Genomic DNA, 24,162 nt, shown 5'->3' with positions numbered 1-24,162 from the left:
ACATCACATCCGATCCGCCGACCGGGTCGCGTACGCTCGGGTCGCTGTGACCGCCACTGACCATGACCCCGCCGCCCCGCCCACGAGCCGGCCGATCCGCACCTTCCACCCCCGTCGGGGCCGGATGAGCGGTCGGCAGACCGATGCGCTGGATCGACTCTGGCCCGCGTACGGCCTGGACGTCTCGGACGAGCCCGTCGACCTGGCCGAGCTGTTCGGCCGCCGGGCGCCGGTGGTGCTGGAGATCGGCTCCGGCATGGGCGACAGCACCGCCGCGATGGCCGCCGCCGACCCGGACCGAGATTATCTGGCGGTGGAGGTGCACACGCCGGGAATCGCGAACCTGCTCGACCTGGTGGAGCGGGGCGGCCTGAGCAACGTACGGGTGGCTCAGGGCGATGCGTTGGACCTGGTCCGTGGCCTGCCCGACGGCGTCCTGGACGCCGTGCACGTCTTCTTCCCGGACCCGTGGCCGAAGGCCCGCCACCACAAGCGGCGGATCATCCAGACGGCGCACGTGGCGCTGCTGCGCTCCCGTTTGGGCCCGGGCGGCACGCTGCACTGCGCGACCGACTGGGCCGAGTACGCCGAGGCGATGCGGCAGACCCTGGACGCGGACCCGGGGCTGGTGGACGCGTACGGCGGGTTCGCGCCGCGTCCGGCGCACCGCCCGGTGACGAAGTTCGAGCGACGGGCGCTCACGGCCGGTCGGCCGGTGGCCGACCTGATCTACCGCCGACGGTGATCCGGGCGTCCGTGGCGCGCGGACGGGGTCCCGGCGGGCGGCGGGTTGGCGCGCAGGGGCATGATCCAGGCACCATGGACGGGATATGACGCTCACCGCCGCGCTGCCGACCAGCGCCGACCCCGACACCCTCTTCGACGCGTTCGCCGGCTGGGCGAAGGAGCGCGGCCTCGACCTCTATCCCCATCAGGAGGAGGCGGTCATCGAGATCGTCTCCGGCGCCAACCTGATCATGAACACGCCCACCGGCTCGGGCAAGAGCCTGGTGGCGGTCGCCGCGCACTTCGCGGCACTGGCGGACAGCCGGACGACCTTCTACACCGCGCCGATCAAGGCGCTGGTGTCGGAGAAGTTCTTCGCCCTCTGCGAGGTGTTCGGGGCCGAGAACGTCGGCATGCTGACCGGCGACGCCAGCGTCAACGCCGACGCCCCGATCATCTGCTGCACGGCGGAGATCCTGGCCAACCTGGCGCTGCGCGAGGGCGACCGGGCCGACGTCGGCCAGGTGATCATGGACGAGTTCCACTTCTACGCCGAGCCCGACCGGGGCTGGGCGTGGCAGGTGCCGATCATCGAGCTGCCGCAGGCCCAGTTCATCCTGATGTCCGCCACCCTGGGGGACACCACCCGGTTCGTCGACGACCTGACCCGGCGTACCGGGCGGCCGACCGCCGTCGTCCGCTCGGCCGAGCGGCCCGTCCCGCTGATCTTCTCGTACGCCATGACGCCGCTGCACGAGACGCTCGAGGAGCTGCTGGAGACCAAGCAGGCCCCGGTGTACGTGGTGCACTTCACCCAGGCCGCCGCGCTGGAGCGGGCCCAGGCGCTGATGAGCGTCAACGTCTGCACCCGCGCCGAGAAGGACATGATCGCCCAGGCGATCGGCGGCTTCCGCTTCACCTCCGGCTTCGGCAAGACGCTGTCCCGGTTGGTCCGGCACGGCATCGGCGTCCACCACGCGGGCATGCTGCCCAAGTACCGCCGGCTTGTCGAGACCCTCGCCCAGGCCGGCCTGCTCAAGGTCATCTGCGGCACCGACACCCTCGGCGTCGGCATCAACGTGCCGATCCGCACCGTGCTGTTCACCGGCCTGTCGAAGTACGACGGGGTCCGTACCCGGCTGCTCAAGAACCGCGAGTTCCACCAGATCGCCGGGCGGGCCGGCCGGGCCGGCTTCGACACCATCGGCCGGGTGGTCGTACAGGCCCCCGAGCATGTGATCGACAACGAGAAGGCCCTCGCCAAGGCCGGCGACGACCCGAAGAAGCGGCGCAAGGTGGTCCGCAAGAAGCCGCCGGAGGGCTCGATCGGCTGGGGCCAACCCACCTTCGACCGGCTGGTCGACGCCGAGCCGGAGCCGCTGACCTCCAGCTTCCAGGTCAGCCACTCGATGCTGCTGAACGTCATCGGCCGACCCGGCGACGCGTTCACCGCGATGCGGCACCTGCTCACCGACAACCACGAGGACGCCGCCGCGCGGCGCCGGCACATCCGCCGGGCGATCGCCATCTACCGCGCGCTGCGGGCCGGCGGGGTGGTCGAGGAACTGCCCGAGCCGGACGAGACGGGCCGCCGGATCCGGCTCACCGTCGACCTCCAGCTCGACTTCGCGCTCAACCAGCCGCTCTCCCCCCTGGCCCTGGCCACCATCGAGCTGCTCGACGCCGAGTCCCCGTCGTACGCCCTCGACGTGCTGAGCGTGATCGAGTCGATCCTCGACGACCCCCGGCAGATCCTCTCCGCGCAGCAGTTCAAGGCGCGCGGCGAGGCGGTCGCCGCGATGAAGGCCGAGGGCATCGAGTACGAGGCCCGCCTCGAACTGCTCGATGAGGTGACCCACCCGAAGCCCCTCGCGGAGCTGCTGGAGGCCGCGTACGAGATGTACCGGCAGGGGCACCCCTGGGTCGCCGACCACCAGCTCTCCCCCAAGGCCGTGGTCCGCGACATGTACGAGCGGGCCATGACCTTCACCGAGTACGTGCAGTTCTACGGGCTGACCCGTTCGGAAGGTCTCGTCCTGCGCTACCTGGCCGATGCGTACAAGACGCTGCGGCAGACGGTGCCCGAGGACGCCAAGACCGAGGAGCTGATCGACCTCATCGAGTGGCTGGGCGAGCTGGTCCGCCAGGTCGACTCCAGCCTCATCGACGAGTGGGAGCGGCTGCGCAACCCGTCGGACGTGGCCGAGGTGGCCCAGGCGCACGCCGCCCTGACCGACCGGCCGCCGGCGGTGACCCGCAACGCGCGCGCGTTCCGGGTGCTGGTGCGCAACGCGCTGTTCCGCCGCGTCGAGCTGGCCGCGCTGCGCCGCTGGGACCTGCTCGCCGAGTTGGACGCCGAGGACGGCTGGGACTACGACGCGTGGGCCGACGCGCTGCGGCCGTACTTCGAGGCGTACGACTCGATCGGCGTCGGGCCGGACGCGCGTGGACCGGCGCTGCTCATGATCGAGCAGGGCCGGGAGCGGTGGACCGTTCGGCAGATCTTCGACGACCCGGACGGCGACCACGACTGGGGCATCAGCGCCGAGGTCGACCTGGTCGCCTCGGACGAGGTCGGCGCCGCCGTCATCCGGGTCACCGACGTCGGCCAGCTCTGACTCGACACCGAGCCGGAACTCCACTCATCGGGCCTCCGCCACCGCCTTGATCCGGCGTACCGCCTCGTGGACGTCTCCGTTCCACGGGGCGCCGTGGCCGGGGAGGATCCACGTCGCCCGCAGGTCCTCGATGCGGGCGAGGGAGGCGAGCGCCAGCGCCGGATCGTCGGTGAACGGCGCCGGCTGCGGACCCTGTCGGCCGGTCAGCACGTTCCGTGTGGTGAGCGCGTCCCCGACGAACACCGCGTCGGCGACCGGCACGTGCACGGCGATGCTGCCCGGCGAGTGGCCGGGCATCCCGATCACGCGCGGAGCGCCGGGCAGATCGAGCACCTGACCGTCCTCCACGGTGGTCACCTCGGTGAGGTGGGTCGTACGCAGTCCGCCCTTGCGGCTCGCGTACCAGAGGAAGCGCGCGGTCGCACCCACCTTGAACTTCCCGAAGGACGCCTCGGGCTTGGCCTCGCCGCGGGCGCGGGCGGCGTCCGCGCTGTGCACGAAGACCGGCACGCCGTGGTCGCGGCGGAGCCGCTCGGCGAACCCGATGTGGTCGGTGTCGCCGTGGGTGAGGATCAGGCCGCGGACATCGGCGAGCGAGCGGCCCATGCCGGACAGCTCGGCCACCAGTTCCGACCAGTGGCCGGACAGCCCGGCGTCGACGATGGTCACACCCTCCTCGGTCTCGATCAGGTAGACGGCGACGATGTCGTTGCCGATGCGGTGCAGGTGTGGCCCGAGCTTCATGAGTGCCTCCGGAAGTTGCGTCGCGTTCTGATGGCTACGGTACATAGCCATGATGGCTAAAAGCTATAGCTATCATGGTGACGACCGTCGCCCTTCGCCAAAAGGAGCCCGCATGCCGACCCCCGACCGGACGTCCCTCGCCGACATCGTCGAGGCCGCCCGCGCCATCCTGGAGGCGGACGGACTCCCGCGCCTGACCATGCAGGCGATCGCCGAGCGGGTCGGTGTGCGCGCCCCGTCGCTCTACAAGCGGGTCCGCAACCGCGACGCCCTGATCCGGCTCGTCGCCGAGGCCACCGTCCACGACCTGGGCGAGCAACTCAGCGCCGTCGCCAGCAGCAGCGACCCGGGCAGGGACCTCGGCGAGCTGGCCCGCGCCTTTCGCGCGTTCGCCCACGCACACCCGGCCGGCTATCAGCTGATCTTCGCCAACGGCCGCGAGGAGACCCGACCCAGCCTCGACGCCCTCACCCGGGCCAGCGCCCCCGCCCTGCGCGTCGCCGCCGACCTCGCCGGGCCCGAGCACGCCCTGGAAGCCGCCCGCATGTTCACCGCCTGGGCCAACGGCTTCGTCAGCATGGAGTTCGCGGGTGCCTTCAACCTCGGCGGCGACCTCGACGAGGCTTTCGAGTTCGGCATCAGCCGCCTGACCGCCGCCTTCACGGCCCCGGAACCGTCCCGGGCCGACTGACCGCCAGCGGCCGCGTCCGGGCGTCCGAGGCGACTCCTTCCTGTCCGGTCCCCTGATAGGTGGCCATCGGCCGTGCCGTCGGGTAGGACCGAGACAACTGGGCGCCAACGACTTCGGCTCGTCCGTCCGGATCTAGTTGGCCTTTCCCTCGTCGGGCTTGCCCGGCGGAGGCCGCTTCCAGAACTGCCGTGCCGCGAACCCTTCGCGCCGCAGCCAGTGCTCGGTATAGACGATCCGGTTCGGCTCGATCACGACGAGTGTGTCGCTTGGCGGTTCGGCGAGTGGGCGGCCTCGTTCGGCGTGCTCGTTCTCCCACCGGAATGCGTCCCAGTAGTGGTCCCGTTCGGGATGGTCGGGAGGCAGCACCCGGGCTTCGCCGAACAGTTGTGCTCCTCGGCTGCTGGCCAGCCCGACCAACGGGGAGAAGATGCCCACGGAGACCCGTGGATCTGCGGCGATGTTGCGCATCTTCGGTGACCGGGGCGCGGCGGTGAACGTGACCGCGAAGTCGAGCGAGTAGTAGCGGACCGGTGTTGCCAACGGGCCTTCGGGTCCGGTGGTGGCCAGGACGCACATGTTCTGCGAGGACAGCAGGTTGAGGATGCGCTCATCAAGCAGTTGTCGCGGCAGCCGGTTGGCCGGCATTGGCTCCGAGAGCCAGGGGTTCGTCAGTGGCATTCTGCTCCGTCCACGAGGTCACCGCTTCACTGCGAGGATCTGCAGCGCATTCGCCGAGTTGGCGTTCATCGTCTCCACCGTGACCTGCCGGGTGGTGTCGATGTTGAACCCGTCAAGCAGCAGGTTCTGCAGCCAGTCGACAGTGTGGTGTCGGCAGATCGCGCCGTCGTCGGTCTCGAAGACGCCGTAGGTTTCGTAGGTTTCGGCATGCTGTTGGTATCGAGCCTGGTTGCGCTGGTCGGTTTGCAGGAGCAGGTCGCTGACATAGAGCAGCCCGCCTGGGCGGAGCACCCGAGTGAGCTCGGTGACGAGCTGCTGCTGCCCGGTGTCTGTCGGAATGCACGTGAGAACGGCGAAGAGAAGCACCGCGTCGACGCTGGTGTCCGAGTAGGGCAGCTTAGGCGGGTTGAGTAGCACTCGGAAGCTGACTGTGGGATGACTTTGACGGGCTCTGTCGATGAGCCGGGCGGACGTGTCGACGCCTTCGACGCTGGCGAAGCCCTGCTGCTGCGCCAGCCCGGTGATCCGCCCATAGCCGCAGCCGTAGTCGATGATGCGGGCCGTGGAGGCCAGCCGCGACAACCATGCGAAGTCGATCGGATGGGTGAAGGTCTTCGCGGCGCCGGCGGTGTCCCAGAAGTGCCGCTGATTGTCCAGCTCCGACATGGTCTTGATCGTCTCACGCTTAGGCGGACCACCAGCGCTTGGCACCGCGCGCAGCATCCCGGCACGCTACCGCTGACCATCCTCAAACGGCCGCGGCCGCGGCCACGCCGCCCGCCGTTGCCGGCACGCTCCAATGCGCCTGATGATGATCAAATGCTCGAACTGGCGGAGTTGACCAAAGCGTGGGCCCACGGCTGGTCTGTGTCCCGTGGCACAACGCCGCCTGTCGCGATCAGCGGTGGCCTGAAGATCGATATCGACCAGACCCGCAACACAGCCCGGTACATCCTCGAACCGTACAACTGGCAGCGAGCGGCCGACTTGGGACGCGAGCTGACCACCACTGGCACGGAAATCAAGGTCGTTGGAGCTGCCGACTCCTTAAGAGAAGCGCTGAAGATCGGCTGGACGATGCACGACGTGCATCACCTGATGACCGTCGCCTTCACTCACGGCGTTGCCGAGACGCCGCCCTCCTGCACCGCTCGGATAGTCAACGACGGTGCCGCGCTACTCGGGATGATCTGCGACAGCAACGGTGACATCGTCTCGCGAGCACGATTGGCCTCGATCGGACGATACGGCGTCATCGACAGAGTCCGGACCCGTGCAGCCGATCAGCGACGAGGCATGGGTCGCGCCGTGATGACCATGCTCGGCAATCGAGCGCTCGACGAGGGCCTGACGACGGGGCTGCTATCCGCCACCGCCGACGGGCGGGGGCTCTACTCCGCCCTGGGCTGGAGCATCCGCGGCGAAATGGCGGGAGCGTTCCGATCGAAATGATCAGCTCGGACAACGCCCATGCCAGCGAGCCAGCTTCCGCCGGTGCCGATCTTGAAGTCGGCTCTTACTTGAGCATCGCGCGCAGCATCCCGGGACGCTGCCGCTGGCCACCTTCAAGCGGACGCGGCCACGCCGCTGGCCACTTCGATCGGACTGGCCATCTGTCGGCGGACGGGACACTTCACGCCCCCGGTTTCGCTGGGCAATGTCAGACCCGTCGATTAGAATGTATGTACTAATCGAGATCCTGACCTGGGAGGACGCCCGTGACCGCGCCCGCCTCCACGCCCCTCACCCCCTACGCCACACTGCTCGGCTTCACCCGCTACGTCGACCGCAACGGGCCCACCAAGGCGACCTTCGTGGGCGGCCTGCGCAAGCAGCGGGCCAGCCGCTCCGGCTTCAACCCGCACGGCCAGTTCGTCAAGGCACTCAAGGCCGACATCGCCTTTCACACCGGCGGCACCCACCTCACCGGCGTGGTCGACGTGGTCAAGCCACGCTGGCGCCCGCTCTACCAGGCACTGGTGCCCGGCGCCACGGCCTGGCTGCACTCCCTGGGCGAGCCGTCCGCCGTCGACCTGGCCCAGACCCGCGACGCCCTGGCCATGCTGGGCGACCTACCCGTCAAGATCAACCCCCACTTCGGGGTACGGCACGCCGACGGCCGGGCCGAGGCGATCCGGCTGCACTTCGACGAGACCCCGCCGAGTGCCGAGTCGGTGCTCGCCACCCTGCACCTGATGGCACGGCACATGGACGCCGTCCTGCCGCACGCCGAGCCGGTCCTGGTCGACGTCCGGCGCGGCCAGGCCCACCACATGCCCACCGACGCCAAGCCCGACCAGATCGAACGCTGGCTGGCCGGCGAAGCCGCCGCCTTCCGCGCCATCTGGTCCACCGCCGCCTGACCCATCCCGCCGCCCGAGCATCCTGCCGCTGAACCGACGGGCTCGGCGCTCGGGCGGCCTGATGGGTCCAGGTGGCCCACCTCGTTCACGGCACCCAACATGCGCTGCACTGCACCGCGGTTCGAGACGCGCAGTGGGCTCGCGTCCACCGGTTCCGTCCTGCTGGCGCCGGAGGCGGCGGCCCTCAGCCGAGTACGCGGTCGAGCGCCGTGGCCAGCCGTGGCGCGAGGGTGGCAGCGTACGTGGCGGTGATGTGGTTGTTGTCGCGGTAGACGAGCACTCCGCCGATGACCGGCGCGCACCGCTCCCGCGGGCAGATGGCGGAGTTCAGGTCCACCAGGTACACCTTGTCGTTGTTGCGGGCCGCCGCCTCGTGGGCCGGGCCCCCACCTGCCGCGAGCACCTTGTCACGGGGCGAGGCGCAGCGGGCCAGCTTCCGCGGATTCGCGGACACACATTCCGCGATGTCCATGTCGTGGTAGGGAGTGTCGCGCAACACGACTACGGGAATCCCGGCTGCCGCGATCCCGGCCCACGTCCGCCGGAGTGCGTCCGCGAAGGCGGCCTGTGCCTGGCTGGTGACCCGCTCGCCGTTTTGGATCATCACATAGAAGGATGTGCTCACCACCAGCACGTCGGGTCGCTCAGCCCCGGTCAGTTGTGCGCGAAGCTTCTCGTTCCACTCCGTGCAGCTGGGGTACGGCCGGTTGTCCAACGCAACGACGCCGTCGATGAACGGGCAGGACGACTTCGTGTAACTCTTCAGGCGCCACTGCTTCGAACCGGCCACCCGCTGCAGCGCCGGCAGCCACTGAGCGGCGTGGGAATCGCCGGCGAGAGCGACAGTGAATGATGCGTTTGGATCCCCGTACTGGCACGACTTGACCGCACTGCTGCGCTGATCCGCATGACAGCCCCCCTGCCACGCGTCTGGGCCGTCCTTGCTGGCCGCCAGCGGATCAGGTACGAACGGTCCCGCGCGGTCGACCGGAAGCCCGGCGTCGCTGCTGGCCGGCGTTTTGCCCAGCGCGGCGGCGCCGAGCACCGTGGGTGATGCTGCCACGGGGGCGCCGGTACCGCCGACCGTCGGCACGGCCAGGGCGGGTGGCATCGGCGCACTCGCCGGTGGCCACACGGTGAGCTGGAAGGCCAGCCCCGCCAGGAGGGTCACTCCGGTGCAGAGCGCCCCGATCTGCAGCGATCGCGCTGGATTCCATGCGAGCGTCGCCGACATCCGGATCGGGTTCTCAATGAACCGGTAGGTGAGCGCGGCCGGCACCACCGAGACCGCGGCGACGGCGAGGCCGGCGACGACGGTGAGCTCTCCGAACCGCGCCTCGGCGACGATGAGGAGTGGCCAGTGCCAGAGGTAGAGGGAGTAGGAAATTGCTCCCACGGCGCGTACCGGCCGCAGCGCCAGCAGCATGGCAGGCCCGATGCCACCCGCCGCCAAGCCGCCGGCGATGACCGCTGCGGTGCCGAGAGTGGGGGCCAACGCCAGGTACCCCGGGAACGCGGAATCCTCCGTCAGGAGGGCAGCGGACGCCACGATCGCGGCGAGGCCGCACCAGGCGAGCACTGCTGCCGCCAGCCGGGGCAGGCGCTGCAGATTTCCGGCGAGCAGGGCCAGGAAACCGCCGAGGGCCAGCTCCCACATCCGTGTGGTGGTCACGAAGTACGCGCGTGCGGGATTGTCTCCGGTCAGCCAGACGGACCAGGCGAAGGACGGCACAGCGACGAGCGCGAGGGCGAAGAACAGGTATCCGGTGCGGGCGTACCGCCGCCGGCCGAGCCACACCGCGGATGCCAGTAGCAGTGGCCAGACCAGGTAGAACTGCTCCTCGACGCCGAGGGACCAGAAATGCTGGAGGATGCTGGGCGCGCGGTTGGCCGCCAGGTAGTCGACGGACTGCTCGGCGAGCCGCCAGTTCATGGCGTACAAACCGCTGAACACTACGTCCCAGCCAGTGGCTGACCAGCGGGTGCGCGGCAGGAAGGCGAATGTGAGGAGCAGGCTCCCGATGAGAACCACCACGGCGGCCGGCAGCAGCCGCTTGGCGCGCCGGGCGTAGAAGCCGGTCAGCGAGAGGCGCCCCGTTCGGTTCACCTCGGCCACCAGCAGTCCGGTGATCAGGAAGCCGGAGATGACGAAGAAGACGTCAACGCCGACGAAGCCGCCTGGCACCAGTTGCTGGCCGGCATGTCCCGCGAGCACCAGGATCACGGCGAGAGCACGTAGCCCTTCAACATCACCGCGGAATCCGGCCCGGGGACTGGCTTCCGGTCGCACGGCCGTTTGTGTCATTCGCTCCCCACCCCATGCCAGTCGGCGTCGCTGGAACAACTGGGCGGGGGCGTGGGTGGTTACGACCGGTATCAGGCCAACTCGGGCTGAATGCCCCTTTGGCAAGGGTCATCCAGTGGATGGACGGAGCAGGGCAGCGCTGATCGTGCTCGGACATAGAAGTAGTGGCCTCCCCGTTAAGGGAGACCACTACTTCCTGAATCGAGCGTCATCGTGCGCCGTGGCGCGGGCGCAGGGCGCGGGGCGGGTCAGGCGGCGGGGAGGTACTTTGCCAGGTCGTCGAGGATCTTGTTGGCGGCGCCGACGCCGATGCCGGTCATCCAGACCTCGTCGGCGACCGGGTAGGCCTTGCCGGCCTTGACGGCGCCGAGACCCTTCCAGAGGGTGCCGGCGGTCATCTTGGTCTGCTCGGCGGCAGCCTTGTCGCCGTAGGCGGTCACGAAGATGACGTCACCGTCGACCTCGTTGATCCGCTCGGGGCTGACCAGGTCGAAGCGCTTGTCCTCCTTGTTGGCGAGCAGCTGCCGCTCGGGGCGGCCCAGGCCGGTGTCGCCGATGACGATGCCGGAGAACGAGTCCGGCCCGTACACGCGGATGTTGCCGGGGAGGAACCGCACGATCGACACCTTGCGGGCGGCGGCGTCGCCGAGCGTCGTGCCGAAGTCCTTGGCCCGCTTCTCGTACGCGGCGAGCAGATCCTTGGCCTGCTGCTCCTGGCCGAGCGCCTTGCCATCGAGGAGGAAGTTCTCCTTCCAGGTGATGCCCACCTTGTCGGTGAACACCGTCGGCGCGATGGCGGCCAGCTCGTCGTAGAACTTCTCCTGGCGGAACTTGCTGCCGAGGATGAGGTCCGGCTTCAGGGCGTTGATCGCCTCCAGGTCGGGCTCGGTGAGCACCCCGACCTCCTTGATGCTGGCGAGCTTGTCCGCGCCGAAGTAGGTCGGCCAGCTCTTGGCCTCACCGGCGGTGGCGGCGCCGACCGGCGTGACGCCGAGCGAGAGCGCTGTGTCGATCTTGTCGGTGTCGAGCACGACGACGCGCTTGGGCTCCGCCGGGACCTTGGTGGTGCCCATGGCGTGGGTGATCTCCCGGGTCTCCCCGGTGGTGGAGCCGGCGACCGGGTCGCTCTCACCGCAGGCGGTGAGGCCGACGCCGAGGGCGACGGCCGCGGCGAGGGCGGCGACGAGACGACGCATCAGAGTCCTTTCGAAGGGTACGAGCCGGCGAGCGGGATGGTCCCGTCGTCGGCGGGTTGGGTCGAGGGGGTGACCGGGCGGGCGGTGGCGCCGCCGGTGTGCGCGGGCACCACCAGGGGCGCTCCGGTCACCGGGCAGGGCACGACCACGCAGGCCAGCCCGAAGACGTCACGGACCAGGTCCGCGGTGAGGATCTCCCGGGGCGGCCCCGCGGCCACCACGGCGCCGGCGCGCATCGCGACCAGGTGGTCGGCGTAGCGGGCGGCCTGGTTCAGGTCGTGCAGCACGGCGACCACGGTGCGGCCACGCTCGACGCGCAGCCGGTGCAGCAGGTCCAGCACCTCCACCTGGTGGGCCAGGTCGAGGAACGTGGTCGGCTCGTCCAGCAGCAGGGCGTCGGTGTCCTGCGCGAGGGTCATGGCGATCCACACCCGTTGCCGCTGGCCGCCGGAGAGGCTGTCGACCGGCCGGTCGGCCAGGCCGGCCACGTCGGCCAGGGTCATGGCCCGGTCCACCGCCGCGCCGTCCTCCGGTGACCACTGCCGCCACCACCGCTGGTACGGCTGCCGGCCGCGACCCACCAGGTCGGCCACGGTGACGCCCTCGGGCACCAGCGGGCTCTGCGGCAGCACGCCGAGCCGGCGGGCCACCTCCCGGGTCGGCAGGTCGCGGATCGCGCTGCCGTCCAGCAGCACCGTGCCGCGGCGGGGGGTGAGGAGCCGGGCCATGGTGCGCAGCAGGGTGGACTTGCCGCACGCGTTCGGCCCGACGATCACGGTGAACGCGTCGGTCGGCAGGTCCAGGTCGAGGCCGTCGAGCACCGTCCGCTCGTCGTAGCCGGCGACCAGGTCGCGGGTGGAGAGCATCACACGACTCCTTGAGGCGTCACGAGGACCGCCGCCGTCCGCGCAGCAGCAGGAAGATCAGGTACGGCCCGCCGATCGCGGCGGTCAGCACGCCGGCCGGCAGTTGGGTGGGTGCGAACAGGCGTCGGCCGGCCAGGTCGGCGAGCACCAGCAGCAGCGCGCCGAGCAGCGCCGCGCAGACCAGCGGTGGCCGTTCGGCGCGTACCAGTCGCCGGGCCACCTGGGGCGCGACCAGGGCCACGAAGTCGACGGCGCCGACCTGGGCGGTGACCATCGCGGCGACGAGCACTCCGGTGCCGGCGAGGCCGATGCGGCGGGCCACCGGGCGCAGCCCGACCCCGCGTGCGGTGTCGTCGTCCAGCGCGGTGCTGTTGAGCGCCCAACCGGCCCAGGCCAGCACCGGCAGCAGCACCAGCAGGGTGCCGGCGATCCAGGCGGCCTCGGTCCAGCCCTTGCCGGCCAGGGTGCCGATCAGCCAGATCTGGGCGCGCAGCCCGTCGATCGGGTCGGCGGTGAGCATGACCACCTCGGTCAGCGCCCGGAAGGCGAAGGCGACCGCCACGCCGGCGAGCACGAACCGCTGGGCGGCCAGGCCGTGCCGAGCACCGAGGGCGAACAGCAGCACCGCCGCGAGCAGCCCGCCCACCAGCGCGGTGGGGGCCACCAGCACCGCCGCGGCCCCGCTGGTCAGTGCCACGGTCGCGGCGAGCCCGGCGCCCTGGGTGATGCCGATGACGTCCGGGCTGGCCAGGGGGTTGCGCGCGACGCTCTGGATCAGCGTGCCGGCCACGCCGAAGGCCGCGCCGGCCACCGCGGCCAGCACGATCCGGGGCAACCGAAGATCAAAGACGACCAGGTCGTACGGGGTGCCCGCCCCGGAGAGCGCGCGCAGCACGTCGGCCGGGGCGACGTACGGGGTGCCCAGGGAGAGGCTGAGCACCACGGCCAGCAGGAGCAGCACGGTCAGCACGACGGCCACCAGCACCGCGCGACGGCGGACCTGCAGACTGACCGGGCCGATCCGCAGCAGCGACCGTCCGGGCAGCCGCGCGGCACCCGGCGACACGTCGGCTGGGATGGTGGCGGAGTCGGGGCGGCCGTCGACGGTGGTCACGCGGTCACCACCCGAGCGCGGCGGACCAGCACGGCCAGCAGCGGGGCGCCGATCAGGGCGGTGACGATCCCGGCCGGTATCTCGCCGGGCGGGGCGACGAGCCGGCCGACGACGTCGGCGCCGAGCAGCAGAGCCGGCCCGAGCAGGGCGGAGACGGCGAGGGTCCAGCGGTGGTCGGCGCCGACCAGGGCGCGTGCCAGGTGCGGCACGGCCAGTCCGACAAAGGCGACCGGCCCGGCCGCCGCCACCGCGGCCCCGGTCAGCAGCACCGCGGCGAGGCCGCCGCCGAGCCGGACCAGGCCGACCCGGTTGCCGAGGCCGCGAGCCACGTCGTCGCCGAGGGCCAACGCGTCCAGACCCCGGGCCACCAGGGCGGCCAGCAGCAGCCCGGCGAGGACGAAGGGCACCACCTGAGCGGTGACCGACAGGTCCCGCCCGGCCAGCCCGCCGACCACCCAGAACCGGTACTCCTCGAAGGTGCGGGCGTCGATGCTGAGCAGCGCGTACACCCCGGAGGCGAGGCTGGCGTCGAGCGCCGCGCCGACCAGCGCGAGGGTGACCGGGCTGGCGCCCTCGCGGGCCCGGCTGGCGATGGCGAAGACCAGCAGCCCGGCGAGCAGCGCGCCGGCGATGCCGAACCAGACGTACCCGGCGAGCGTGCCGACACCGAAGACGGAGATGGCCAGCACCACGCCGAACGACGCGCCGGCGCTGATGCCGAGGATGCGCGGCTCGGCGAGGGGGTTGCGGGCGAGTGCCTGGAACAGCACGCCGGCCACGGCGAGCGCGAGCCCGACGGCGAGGCCGAGCGCGGTGCGCGGCACCCGCAGCTCGCGGACGATGGTGGTGGCGTCGCCGCCGTCCGGCGCGACGAGGGCGTGCCAGACCTGGTCGACGCCGAGTTGCCGGCTGCCGAGCGCGAAGCTGGCCAGCACGGTGAGCAGCAGCACCAGCGCGGCGGCGACGGTGACGGCCACCCGGCGGCCGGTGCGCGTGCCGGACCGGTTGCGGGCCGGAGCCGGCCGGGTGGCGAGGGTGGTCACGAGTCTCCTGCACGTTCGCGCTTAGGTTCGCCTTACCTTAGCCGACGTGCTGAGGGTCGCCTAACTCGCGCTCGTCGATCCCGGGGCGGATGACCAGGGCGGACGCCCGCGCCGAGGGGGCGGCGCGCCTAGGGTGGGAGGATGCGATTCGACCAGCACACGGTCGTGCTTCTGGTCCGGCCCGAGGACGCCCCGGAGCTGCCGCAGGACGCGATCGACCGGTTGCAGGACGCGCACCTGGCCCACCAGGCGGGGCTCGTGGAGCAGGGACTGGTGCTCGCGGCCGGTCCGTTCCTGCACGCCGACGACGACCGGCTGCGGGGCTTCGTGGTGCTCTCCATCGCCCCGGACGAGGCTCGCGAGCTGTATCACAACGATCCGGCGGTGCGGGCCGGGCGGCTGGCCGTACAGGTGATGAGCTGGCTGGTGCCGGAGGGCAACGTACGGTTCGAGAGCGTGCCGATGCCCCGGTCGATGCTGGAGGCGGCGGCCGGCGACTGATCCGGCGCCGACGGGCTCAGCCGGTGGCGCCGGTCCGGGCCACGGGCACCCCGCCGCCGGTCGTCGCCGCGTCGACCTGCTGGTCGGCCCAGACGTACGTCTCCGGCAGCAGGTCGGAGACCTCGACCACCCGCAGGGCGTCCGCCGGACCGACGATCACCCGCAGAGCGGGGAAGTAGTCCCGCAGCACCTGACGGCACCGTCCACACGGCGGAATGACGCCGCGTCCCCGGTCCCCCACCGCGACGATGGTCTCCAGCTCGGTCACGCCCTGGGTCGCGGCGGCGCCGACCGCGACGATCTCGGCGCACGGGCCGCCGGTGAAGTGGTAGACGTTCACCCCGGTGAAGACCCGCCCGTCGGCGGTCCGAGCGGCGGCCGCGACGGTGTGGTTCGCGCTGCGGCAGCGCAGCTTCGCGACCGCCGTGGCGGCCTGCACCAGCGCGCGGTCGGTGTCCCGCAGCTCCATCCCCGGCCCCCCACGCTCGACATCGGCCGCCAACTCTAGACGCCGCGCGGCACCCGGAGAGCGGCGGCGCGGTAACCCAGGGGCGGTACGCGGCCGGGCTGCCTATCCTTGGGCACGACATGCAGAATCCAGCCGCCTCCGCCGCGACCGATCCCGTCCGCGAGCTGCACCGCCGCCTCACCCCCCTGATGTTCCGCGACCAACGCCGGCTCCAGCGACGACTGGACGGCGCCCGCAAGCTGCGCGACCCGCAGCGCCGGGACGCGGCGCTGGCCGAGATCACCACCGACCTGGTCCGGGCCGAGCAGCGGGTCGCCGCCCGGCGGGCGGCCGTACCCGTGATCACGTACCCCGCCGGGTTGCCGGTCAGCGAGCGCAAGGACGACATCGCCGCCGCCATCCGCGACCACCAGGTGGTGATCGTGGCCGGCGAGACCGGCTCCGGCAAGACCACCCAGATCCCGAAGATCTGTCTGGAGCTGGGTCGCGGGGTGCACGGGCTGATCGGGCACACGCAGCCCCGGCGGCTGGCCGCCCGGACGGTGGCCGACCGGATCGCCGACGAGCTGGGCACCGAGCTGGGTGACGTGGTCGGCTACAAGGTGCGTTTCACCGACCAGGTGAGCGAGCGCAGCCTGGTCAAGCTGATGACCGACGGCATCCTGCTCGCCGAGTTGCAGACCGACCGGATGCTGCGCCAGTACGACACGTTGATCATCGACGAGGCGCACGAGCGCAGCCTCAACATCGACTTCATCCTCGGGTACCTGCGGGAGCTGCTGCCCCGGCGCCCCGACCTCAAGGTGATCATCACCTCGGCGACCATCGAGACCGACCGCTTCGCCCGGCACTTCGCCGGGCCACCCACCGCCGACGAGCCGCAGGGCGTGCCGGCGCCGGTGGTCGAGGTCTCGGGCCGCACCTACCCAGTGGAGGTGCGCTACCGGCCGCTGGTCGAGGTCGCCGAGGGCGAGGAGGACGGCGACGGGGACGAGGAGACCGTCCGCGACCAGATCCAGGCGATCGGCGACGCCGTCGAGGAGTTGGCCGCCGAGGGCCCCGGCGACATCCTGGTCTTCCTCAGCGGGGAACGGGAGATCCGGGACACCGCCGACGCGCTGGGCAAGCTGGTGCAGAAGAAACGCTCGCTGCTCGGCACCGAGATCCTGCCGCTGTACGCCCGGCTCTCCTCCGCCGAGCAGCACCGGGTCTTCGCGGCGCACAGCTCGCGCCGGGTGGTGCTCGCCACCAACGTCGCGGAGACGTCGCTGACCGTGCCCGGCATCAAGTACGTGGTGGACCCGGGCACCGCCCGCATCTCCCGCTACTCCAGCCGACTCAAGGTGCAGCGGCTGCCGATCGAGCCGATCTCCCAGGCGTCGGCCAATCAGCGCAAGGGTCGCTGCGGCCGCACGTCGGACGGCATCTGCATCCGCCTCTACGACGAGCAGGACTTCCTGTCCCGGCCCGAGTTCACCGACCCGGAGATCCTGCGCACCAACCTGGCGTCGGTCATTCTCCAGATGACGGCGATCGGGCTCGGCGACCTCGCCGCGTTCCCGTTCATCGACCCACCGGACAAGCGCAACATCACCGACGGCGTCAACCTGCTGCACGAGCTGGGCGCGTTGGACCCGACCGAGGCCGACCCGGCGAAGCGCCTCACCACGCTGGGCCGGCGCCTGGCCCAGTTGCCCGTCGACCCGCGGCTGGCCCGGATGGTGGTCGAGGGCGAACGCAACGGCTGCGCCACCGAGATCCTGGTGATCGCCGCCGCGCTCTCCATCCAGGACCCGCGCGAGCGGCCGGCGGAGAAGCAGGCCCAGGCCGACCAGGCACACGCCCGGTTCGCCGACAAGGAGTCGGACTTCGTCGCCTACCTCAACCTGTGGCGCTACCTGCGCGAGCAGCAGCGGGAGCTGTCGTCCAGCGCGTTCCGCCGGATGTGCAAGGCGGAGTACCTGAACTACCTGCGGGTGCGCGAGTGGCAGGACATCGTGGGGCAACTGCGTCAGGTGCTGCGTACCCCGCCCGACGGCGACCGGCGCGGCGGGCGACCGGCGCGCGACACCTCCGACGACGCGGACGCCGGCCGCGGTGCGAGTCGCCGGGGCGGCGCGGACCTGCCGGAGGAGATCGACACCCCGAAGGTGCACCAGTCGCTGCTGCCCGGCCTGCTGTCGCACGTCGGGCTCAAGGACGCCCAGAAACACGAGTACCTGGGCGCGCGGGGCGCGAAGTTCGCGCTCTTCCCCGGCTCGGCGCTGTTCAAGAAACCGCCGCGCTGGGTGATGGCCGCCGAGCTGGTGGAGACCTCCCGGCTCTGGGGCCGGATCGCCGGCCGGGTCGAGCCGGAGTGGGTCGAACCGCTGGCGCAGCACCTGGTCAAGCGCAGCTACAGCGAGCCGCACTGGGAGAAGAAGCAGGCCGCGGTGATGGCCTACGAGAAGGTCACCCTGTACGGCATCCCGCTGGTGACCTCCCGCAAGGTCAACTTCGGAAGGATCGACCCGACGCTGAGCCGGGAGCTGTTCATCCGGCACGCCCTCGTGGAGGGCGACTGGCAGACCCACCACCAGTTCTGGGCGGACAACAAGCGGCTGCTCGCCGAGATCGAGGAGTTGGAGAGCCGGGCCCGCCGACGCGACATCCTGGTCGACGACGAGACCATCTTCGGCTTCTACGACCAGCGGATCCCGGCCGACGTGTCCTCCGGGCGGCACTTCGACAGCTGGTGGAAGAAGACCCGCCGGGAGCAGCCCGACCTGCTCACCTTCACCCGCGACCTGCTGATCAACGACGGACGGCCGGGGGTGGACGAGGACGACTACCCGGACGAGTGGCAGACCCAGGGGGTGACCCTGCCGCTGACGTACCGCTTCGAGCCGGGCACGCCGACCGACGGCGTCACCGTCGACATCCCGCTGCCGCTGCTCAACCAGGTGCCGGCGGAGAGCTTCGACTGGCAGGTGCCCGGACTGCGCGAGGAGACGGTGATCGCGCTGATCCGTACGCTGCCCAAGGCGATCCGCCGCAACTTCGTGCCGGTGCCGGACTACGCCCGCGCCGCCCTCGCGGCCATCACCCCGGGCGAGGAGCCGTTGCTGGACGCGCTCACCCGGCAGCTGCGCCGGATGACCGGCGTCACCGTTCCGCGCGACGCCTGGGAGCCGGGCAAACTCCCCGCCCACCTGCGGGTCACCTTCCGGGTGCTGGACGCCGACGAGAAGCCCGTCGCCGAGGGCAAGGACCTGCCGGCCCTGCAACGCCAGCTCCGCCAGGAGGTACGCCAGGTCGTGGCGGCCGCCGCGCCGGAGGTGGCCCGCACCGGGCTGCGCGAGTGGAGCATCGGCGATCTTCCTCGCACCATCGAGCAGGTCCGCGCCGGCTACGCGGTGACCGCCTACCCGGCGCTGATCGACGAGGGCGCGACGGTCGGGGTACGGGTGTTCGACTCCCCCGCCGAGGCCGAGGCCGCGCACTGGGCCGGCACCCGCCGGCTGCTGCGGCTCACCGTGCCGTCCCCCGCGCGGTTCCTCCAGGGCCGACTGAGCAACGAGGCGAAACTCGCGCTGAGCCGCAACCCGCACGGCAGCGTGCAGGAACTGATCGAGGACGCGGCGGGCGCCGCCATCGACCGGCTGATCGGCGAGGCCGGCGGGCCCGCCTGGGACGCCGACGGGTTCGCGGCGCTGCGCGAGAAGGTCCGCGCCGACCTCGTCGACACCGTGGTCGAGGTGATGGACCGGGTACGCAAGGTCCTCGCCGCCGCGTACGCCGTCGAGCAACGGCTCGGCGCCACCCGCAACCTCGCCGTCGTCGCCGCGCTCGCCGACATCCGCAACCAGCTCGCCGGGCTGGTGCACGCCGGTTTCATCACCGAGACCGGGTACGCGCGCCTGCCCGACCTGCTGCGCTACCTCACCGCCATCGAACGCCGGCTGGACCGGCTGGGGGGCAACCCACAGCGGGACCGTCAGCAGCAGGACCGGATCGCGGCAGTGCAGAAGGAGTACGACGACCTGCTGGCCGCGCTGCCGCCGGCGCGCCGGCAGGAAACCGCAGTACGGCAGATCCGCTGGATGATCGAGGAGTTGCGGGTGAACGTGTTCGCCCAGGCGTTGGGCACCCCGTACCCCGTCTCCGAACAGCGGATCTACCGGGCGATGGACGACGCCGAAGGCCGCTGACGGCGATCAGCGGGGGTCCACGCCCGGAGGTAGGTCGTCGCGGTCGATCGCCGACTGCACGTAGTCCAGCAGGATCCGGCGCAGCTCCCGGCCGGCGTGGGTCGGCACGACGTCCCGCCGGCGGGCCACCGCGATGGTCCGGCGGACCCCGGGTGGCGCCAGTGGGGTGATCCGCACCCCTGGCCGGCGCGCCAGCACGATGCCGGGCACCAGCGCGATGCCGAGCCCGGCCTCGACGAAGCTGAGGACGGCGTCCATCTCGCCGCCGTCCACCGCGAAGGTCGGCTCGAAGCCGGCCTCCCGGCACGCCTGGATGGTCGCGTCGCGCAGGTCGTAGCCCTCCCGGAACATCACCATCGGCTGGTCGCGCAGGTCGGTGATGTGCAGTTCCCCGGTCAGCGAGGCGGTCGGCACCTCCGCCACCGAGGCCACCACCAGGCTCTCGCGCAGGATCGGGTCGACGCGCAGGCCGGGGTCCGCGCCCTGGGCCGGCATGATGATCAGAGCCAGGTCGAGGTCGCCGCGGAGCAGGTCGCGCACCAGGTCCTGGGATCCGCCCTCCTCGACCTTGAGGTCGACGGTGGGGTGCGCGTCGCGGAACCGGCGCAGCACGGGCGGGGCGAGCGAGGTGGCGAGGCTCGGGGTGGCGCCGAGCCGGACCCGACCGCGGCGCAGCCCGACCAGTTCCTGCACCTCCCGGGTCGCGGTGTCCACGTCGGCGAGGATCCGGGTGGCCAACGGCAGCAGCACCTCACCGGCCGCGGTGAGGGCGATGTTGCCCCGTACCCGTTCGAACAGGGGCGCTCCGAGGTCGGTCTCCAGGGCGTGAATTTGCTTACTGAGAGAAGGCTGAGTGATGCCGACGAGGTCGGCGGCTTGGGTGAAATGTCGTACTTCGGCCACCGCAACGAAGTACCGAAGCTGATGGAGCTGCATCTACATAGCCTACGGCTATCAACACTGCGAGTTTGATGCATTGGACGACTGATCCATGTGCTCCTAGCGTCGGATGCGTGGTAATGACGAAAACTCGGTCGCCCATCCGCTCCAACGTCGGCCTCAAGGCCGTCATGGCGGTGACGGGCATCTTGCTGGCGCTGTTCCTGATCGCGCACATGATCGGAAACCTGAAGGTGTTCACGGGGGAGACCTCGTTCGACCACTACGCGCACTGGCTGCGCGACATCGGCAAGCCGCTGCTGCCCGGCGTGTGGTTCCTCTGGATCCTGCGCTCCGTGCTGGTGGTGGCCGTCGTCGCCCACATCGTGGCCGCGACCGTGCTGGCCCGGCGGGCCCGCGCGGCCCGCCCGGTGAAGTACGCCCACCGCAAGAAGGTCAACGGCAGCTACGCGGCCCGCACCATGCGCTGGGGCGGCGTGATCATCCTGCTCTTCGTGATCTACCACCTCCTGGACCTGACCACCGGCACGCTGAACCCGGTCGGCAACGAGAGCAAGCCGTACGGCAACGTCGTCGCCGACTTCGCGCCGGAGCGCTGGTACGTGACGCTCTTCTACACCCTCGCCATCGTCGCGGTGGGCTTCCACCTGCGGCACGGCGCCTTCAGCGCGTTCCGCAGCCTCGGCCAGCAGACGCCGCGGGGCGAGCGCCGGGCGCGCACCGCCGCGCTGGTCTTCGCCGTGCTGCTCTGCGCCGGATACCTGGTGGTCCCGTTCGCCGTTCTCACCGGATTGGTGTCCTGACATGGAACTCTTCACCGAGGGCGACCCGATCGCCGACACCAAGGCTCCCGCCGGCCCGATCGAGAAGCGCTGGGACACCCGGCGCTTCGAGGCCAAGCTGGTCAACCCCGCCAACCGCCGCAAGATGACGGTGATCGTGGTCGGCACCGGCCTGGCCGGCGGCTCGGCCGCGGCCACCCTGGCCGAGCAGGGCTACCACGTCAAGTCCTACTGCTACCAGGACAGCCCGCGCCGGGCGCACTCGATCGCGGCGCAGGGCGGCATCAACGCCGCGAAGAACTACCGCAACGACGGCGACTCGGTGCACCGGCTGTTCTACGACACCGTCAAGGGCGGCGACTTCCGCTCCCGGGAGTCGAACGTGCACCGGCTGGCCGAGGTCTCGGTCAACATCATCGACCAGTGCGTCGCCCAGGGCGTGCCGTTCGCCCGCGAGTACGGCGGTCTGCTCGACACCCGCTCCTTCGGCGGCGCCCAGGTGCAGCGCACCTTCTACGCCCGGGGGCAGACGGGCCAGCAGCTGCTGCTCGGCGCGTACCAGGCCCTGGAGCGGCAGATCGGCCTCGGCAACGTGGAGATGAACGCCCGGCACGAGATGCTGGAGCTGGTCATCGTCGACGGCAAGGCCCGCGGCATCGTGGTCCGGGACCTGGTCACCGGCGAGATCAGCACCGAGATGGCCGACGCCGTCGTGCTCGCCTCGGGCGGCTACGGCAACGTCTTCTACCTCTCCACCAACGCCAAGGGCTGCAACGTCACCGCCACCTGGCGGGCGCACCGCAAGGGCGCGTACTTCGCCAACCCCTGCTACACGCAGATCCACCCCACCTGTATCCCAGTCTCCGGCGACCACCAGTCGAAGCTGACCCTGATGAGCGAGTCGCTGCGCAACGACGGCCGGGTCTGGGTGCCGAAGACCAAGGGCGACGACCGCAACCCCCGGGACATCCCGGAGGACGAGCGGGACTACTACCTGGAGCGGATCTACCCCTCCTTCGGCAACCTGGTCCCCCGTGACATCGCCTCCCGCGCCGCGAAGAACGTCTGCGACGAGGGCCGGGGCGTCGGGCCGACCAAGCTCGGCGTCTACCTCGACTTCGCCGACGCGATCGGCCGGCTGGGCCGCAAGGCCATCGAGGCCAAGTACGGCAACCTCTTCGAGATGTACGAGCGGATCACCGGCGAGGACCCGTACGAGGTGCCGATGCGGATCTACCCCGCCGTGCACTACACGATGGGTGGTCTCTGGGTCGACTACGACCTCCAGTCGAGCATCCCCGGCCTGTTCGTGATCGGCGAGGCGAACTTCTCCGACCACGGCGCGAACCGGCTCGGCGCCTCGGCGCTGATGCAGGGCCTGGCCGACGGCTACTTCGTGCTGCCGACCACGATCGCCAACTACCTGGCCTCGGGGCCGCTGGAGAAGGTCGACGCCAGCCACCCGGCGGCGGTCGAGGCGCGCGCCGACGTCGAGGACCGGATCCAGCGGCTGCTGGCGGTCAACGGCGACCGGACGGTGGACTCGTTCCACCGGGAGCTGGGCCAGATCATGTGGGAGCACTGCGGCATGGAGCGCAGCGAGGCCGGGCTGCGCAAGGCCATCGGCGAGATCCGCGACCTGCGCGACGCGTTCTGGCAGCGGGTGCGGGTGTCCGGCACCGGCGAGGAGCTCAACCAGTCGCTGGAGAAGGCCGGCCGGGTGGCCGACTTCTTCGAGCTGGCCGAGCTGATGTGCATCGACGCCCTGCACCGCGAGGAGTCCTGCGGCGGCCACTTCCGGGCCGAGCACCAGACCCCGGACGGTGAGGCGCAGCGCGACGACGACCGGTTCGCGTACGTGGCGGCCTGGGAGTTCACCGCCACCGGTGAGCCGTCGGTGCTGCACAAGGAAGACCTGAAGTTCGAATACGTCCACCCCACGCAGCGGAGCTACAAGTGAACCTGACCCTGCGCATCTGGCGCCAGAAGGGCCCTGAGGACAAGGGTCGGATGGTGACCTACAAGGTCGACGACGTGTCCCCGGACATGTCGTTCCTCGAAATGCTCGACGTGCTCAACGAGCGGCTGATCCTCGCCGGCGAGGACCCGGTGGCGTTCGACCACGACTGCCGCGAGGGCATCTGCGGCATGTGTGGCCTGATGATCAACGGCGACGCGCACGGGCCGCAGCGCGGCACCACCGCGTGCCAGCTGCACATGCGGCAGTTCACCGACGGCGAGACGATCGACATCGAGCCGTGGCGGGCCAGCGCCTTCCCGGTGATCAAGGACCTGGTGGTCAACCGGGGCGCCTTCGACAAGATCATCGCGGCCGGTGGCTACATCACCGCGCCGACCGGCAGCGCCCCCGAGGCGCACTCCACCCCGGTGGCCAAGGCCAACGCGGACGCCGCCTTCGAGTCGGCGGCCTGCATCGGCTGCGGCGCGTGCGTCGCGGCCTGCCCGAACGGCTCCGGCATGCTCTTCACCGCCGCCAAGCTCACCCAGCTCTCGCTGCTGCCGCAGGGCCAGCCGGAGCGGTACACCCGGGTGATCGGCATGGTCGACGCGCACGACGAGGCCGGCTTCGGCGGCTGCACCAACGCCGGCGAGTGCACCCCGGCCTGCCCGAAGGGCATCCCGCTGAACACCATCGGCCGGCTCAACCGCGACTACCTCGCGGCCACCGCGAAGGGCGCCGGCAACACCCCCGGTTCCTGATCAGCCCGCCACACCGGACCGCCGTACCCCGCGCATTCCAGGGGTACGGCGGTCTGGCTTTGGGGCCGCCGTGATGTGGGCGTTTCGGTGGTGGGGCTGGGGCGACCGTCCCCGGCTCCGGGCGGTCAGGCTTGATCCCTCCGCCGGGGACGGTCGCCCCAGCCCTGACCTGGTCAGCGTCTCGTCCGTCTGTTGCGGCACCTCCTGGTACGCCCGCTGACTCCTGATCGCCGACCCGCCAGCCCAGCCCAGTTC

Annotated in this window: 20 protein-coding genes; 10 read left to right on the top strand and 10 right to left on the bottom strand. The window is 71.1% G+C overall.

Features of this window, described 5'->3' with window-relative positions; genetic code table 11:
- The first annotated feature begins 46 nt into the window (after nt 1-46).
- Together trmB and EAD89_RS28520 are read left to right on the top strand one after the other, a co-directional pair.
- A complete protein-coding gene (gene trmB, locus EAD89_RS28525; protein WP_121677863.1) occupies nt 47-745 on the top strand; it encodes a tRNA (guanosine(46)-N7)-methyltransferase TrmB in 699 nt (232 codons plus the stop codon).
- 85 nt (nt 746-830) lie between these two features.
- Complete coding sequence (locus EAD89_RS28520) at nt 831-3,344, top strand: RNA helicase (protein WP_121677862.1); 2,514 nt, start codon at nt 831-833, stop codon at nt 3,342-3,344.
- Nucleotides 3,345-3,368: 24 nt separating this feature from the next.
- On the opposite strand, the gene EAD89_RS28515 is transcribed toward EAD89_RS28520, so the two are convergent.
- Nucleotides 3,369-4,088, bottom strand: coding sequence for an MBL fold metallo-hydrolase (locus tag EAD89_RS28515; RefSeq protein WP_121677861.1), 720 nt, complete (start codon nt 4,086-4,088; stop codon nt 3,369-3,371).
- Between the two features lie 112 nt (nt 4,089-4,200).
- On the opposite strand from EAD89_RS28515, the gene EAD89_RS28510 reads away from it, so the two are divergent.
- Nucleotides 4,201-4,779: a TetR/AcrR family transcriptional regulator gene (locus EAD89_RS28510; protein WP_121677860.1), complete on the top strand. Its 579-nt coding sequence runs from the start codon at nt 4,201-4,203 to the stop codon at nt 4,777-4,779.
- 132 nt (nt 4,780-4,911) lie between these two features.
- On the opposite strand, the gene EAD89_RS28505 is transcribed toward EAD89_RS28510, so the two are convergent.
- Nucleotides 4,912-5,457, bottom strand: a complete 546-nt coding sequence (locus EAD89_RS28505) for a pyridoxamine 5'-phosphate oxidase family protein (protein ID WP_121677859.1) — start codon at nt 5,455-5,457, stop codon at nt 4,912-4,914.
- Between the two features lie 18 nt (nt 5,458-5,475).
- Nucleotides 5,476-6,180, bottom strand: a complete 705-nt coding sequence (locus EAD89_RS28500; protein ID WP_233579225.1) for a bifunctional 2-polyprenyl-6-hydroxyphenol methylase/3-demethylubiquinol 3-O-methyltransferase UbiG — start codon at nt 6,178-6,180, stop codon at nt 5,476-5,478.
- A 96-nt stretch (nt 6,181-6,276) separates the two neighbouring features.
- Here EAD89_RS28500 and EAD89_RS28495 point away from each other — a divergent pair, with 96 nt between their 5' ends.
- Together EAD89_RS28495 and EAD89_RS28490 are read left to right on the top strand one after the other, a co-directional pair.
- Nucleotides 6,277-6,909 carry a GNAT family N-acetyltransferase gene (locus tag EAD89_RS28495; RefSeq protein WP_121677857.1) on the top strand — a complete coding sequence of 211 codons (633 nt, stop codon included), beginning with the start codon at nt 6,277-6,279 and terminating at the stop codon, nt 6,907-6,909.
- A 266-nt stretch (nt 6,910-7,175) separates the two neighbouring features.
- Nucleotides 7,176-7,820, top strand: coding sequence for a hypothetical protein (locus tag EAD89_RS28490; protein ID WP_121677856.1), 645 nt, complete (start codon nt 7,176-7,178; stop codon nt 7,818-7,820).
- Between the two features lie 184 nt (nt 7,821-8,004).
- On the opposite strand, the gene EAD89_RS28485 is transcribed toward EAD89_RS28490, so the two are convergent.
- From EAD89_RS28485 to EAD89_RS28465, 5 genes are all read right to left on the bottom strand, one after another.
- Nucleotides 8,005-10,125: an acyltransferase family protein gene (locus tag EAD89_RS28485; protein WP_121677855.1), complete on the bottom strand. Its 2,121-nt coding sequence runs from the start codon at nt 10,123-10,125 to the stop codon at nt 8,005-8,007.
- A 248-nt stretch (nt 10,126-10,373) separates the two neighbouring features.
- Nucleotides 10,374-11,321: an ABC transporter substrate-binding protein gene (locus EAD89_RS28480; RefSeq protein ID WP_121654853.1), complete on the bottom strand. Its 948-nt coding sequence runs from the start codon at nt 11,319-11,321 to the stop codon at nt 10,374-10,376.
- Nucleotides 11,321-12,187 (bottom strand): ABC transporter ATP-binding protein, encoded by an 867-nt coding sequence (locus EAD89_RS28475; protein ID WP_121677854.1) that lies wholly within the window; start codon nt 12,185-12,187, stop codon nt 11,321-11,323. Before EAD89_RS28475 ends, EAD89_RS28480 begins: the two co-directional genes overlap by 1 nt.
- Before the next feature lie 19 nt (nt 12,188-12,206).
- The gene (locus EAD89_RS28470) at nt 12,207-13,301 is read right to left on the bottom strand and encodes an iron chelate uptake ABC transporter family permease subunit (RefSeq protein ID WP_233579223.1); all 1,095 of its coding nucleotides are present in this window, start codon (nt 13,299-13,301) and stop codon (nt 12,207-12,209) included.
- Entirely contained in the window at nt 13,298-14,344 is a 1,047-nt protein-coding gene (locus tag EAD89_RS28465) for an iron ABC transporter permease (protein WP_121677853.1), read from the bottom strand. The genes EAD89_RS28470 and EAD89_RS28465 overlap by 4 nt, the downstream gene beginning before the upstream one ends.
- Before the next feature lie 141 nt (nt 14,345-14,485).
- Between EAD89_RS28465 and EAD89_RS28460 the strand changes: the two genes are divergently transcribed.
- Nucleotides 14,486-14,845 carry a YciI family protein gene (locus EAD89_RS28460; protein WP_121677852.1) on the top strand — a complete coding sequence of 120 codons (360 nt, stop codon included), beginning with the start codon at nt 14,486-14,488 and terminating at the stop codon, nt 14,843-14,845.
- A 16-nt stretch (nt 14,846-14,861) separates the two neighbouring features.
- Here EAD89_RS28460 and EAD89_RS28455 read toward each other — a convergent pair whose 3' ends face one another.
- Nucleotides 14,862-15,314 (bottom strand): cytidine deaminase, encoded by a 453-nt coding sequence (locus tag EAD89_RS28455; protein ID WP_121677851.1) that lies wholly within the window; start codon nt 15,312-15,314, stop codon nt 14,862-14,864.
- Nucleotides 15,315-15,433: 119 nt separating this feature from the next.
- On the opposite strand from EAD89_RS28455, the gene hrpA reads away from it, so the two are divergent.
- A complete protein-coding gene (hrpA, locus tag EAD89_RS28450; RefSeq protein WP_121677850.1) occupies nt 15,434-19,504 on the top strand; it encodes an ATP-dependent RNA helicase HrpA in 4,071 nt (1,356 codons plus the stop codon).
- A gap of 6 nt (nt 19,505-19,510) precedes the next feature.
- Here the strand turns inward: hrpA and EAD89_RS28445 are convergent, their stop codons facing one another.
- Nucleotides 19,511-20,440 carry a LysR family transcriptional regulator gene (locus EAD89_RS28445; RefSeq protein WP_121654859.1) on the bottom strand — a complete coding sequence of 310 codons (930 nt, stop codon included), beginning with the start codon at nt 20,438-20,440 and terminating at the stop codon, nt 19,511-19,513.
- Nucleotides 20,441-20,523: 83 nt separating this feature from the next.
- On the opposite strand from EAD89_RS28445, the gene EAD89_RS28440 reads away from it, so the two are divergent.
- The 3 genes from EAD89_RS28440 to EAD89_RS28430 are packed head-to-tail and all read left to right on the top strand — an operon-like array spanning nt 20,524 to nt 23,907.
- Nucleotides 20,524-21,207, top strand: coding sequence for a succinate dehydrogenase cytochrome b subunit (locus EAD89_RS28440; RefSeq protein WP_121654860.1), 684 nt, complete (start codon nt 20,524-20,526; stop codon nt 21,205-21,207).
- Nucleotide 21,208: 1 nt separating this feature from the next.
- Complete coding sequence (locus EAD89_RS28435; protein ID WP_121677849.1) at nt 21,209-23,146, top strand: fumarate reductase/succinate dehydrogenase flavoprotein subunit; 1,938 nt, start codon at nt 21,209-21,211, stop codon at nt 23,144-23,146.
- Complete coding sequence (locus EAD89_RS28430) at nt 23,143-23,907, top strand: succinate dehydrogenase/fumarate reductase iron-sulfur subunit (protein ID WP_121654862.1); 765 nt, start codon at nt 23,143-23,145, stop codon at nt 23,905-23,907. Before EAD89_RS28435 ends, EAD89_RS28430 begins: the two co-directional genes overlap by 4 nt.
- The last annotated feature ends 255 nt before the right edge of the window (nt 23,908-24,162 follow it).

The sequence above is a fragment of the Micromonospora sp. BL4 genome (assembly GCF_003667505.1).
GTDB lineage: Bacteria > Actinomycetota > Actinomycetes > Mycobacteriales > Micromonosporaceae > Micromonospora.
The sequence above is the reverse complement of the archived record's forward strand: the minus strand, read 5'-3'. Positions and strand labels throughout refer to the sequence as shown.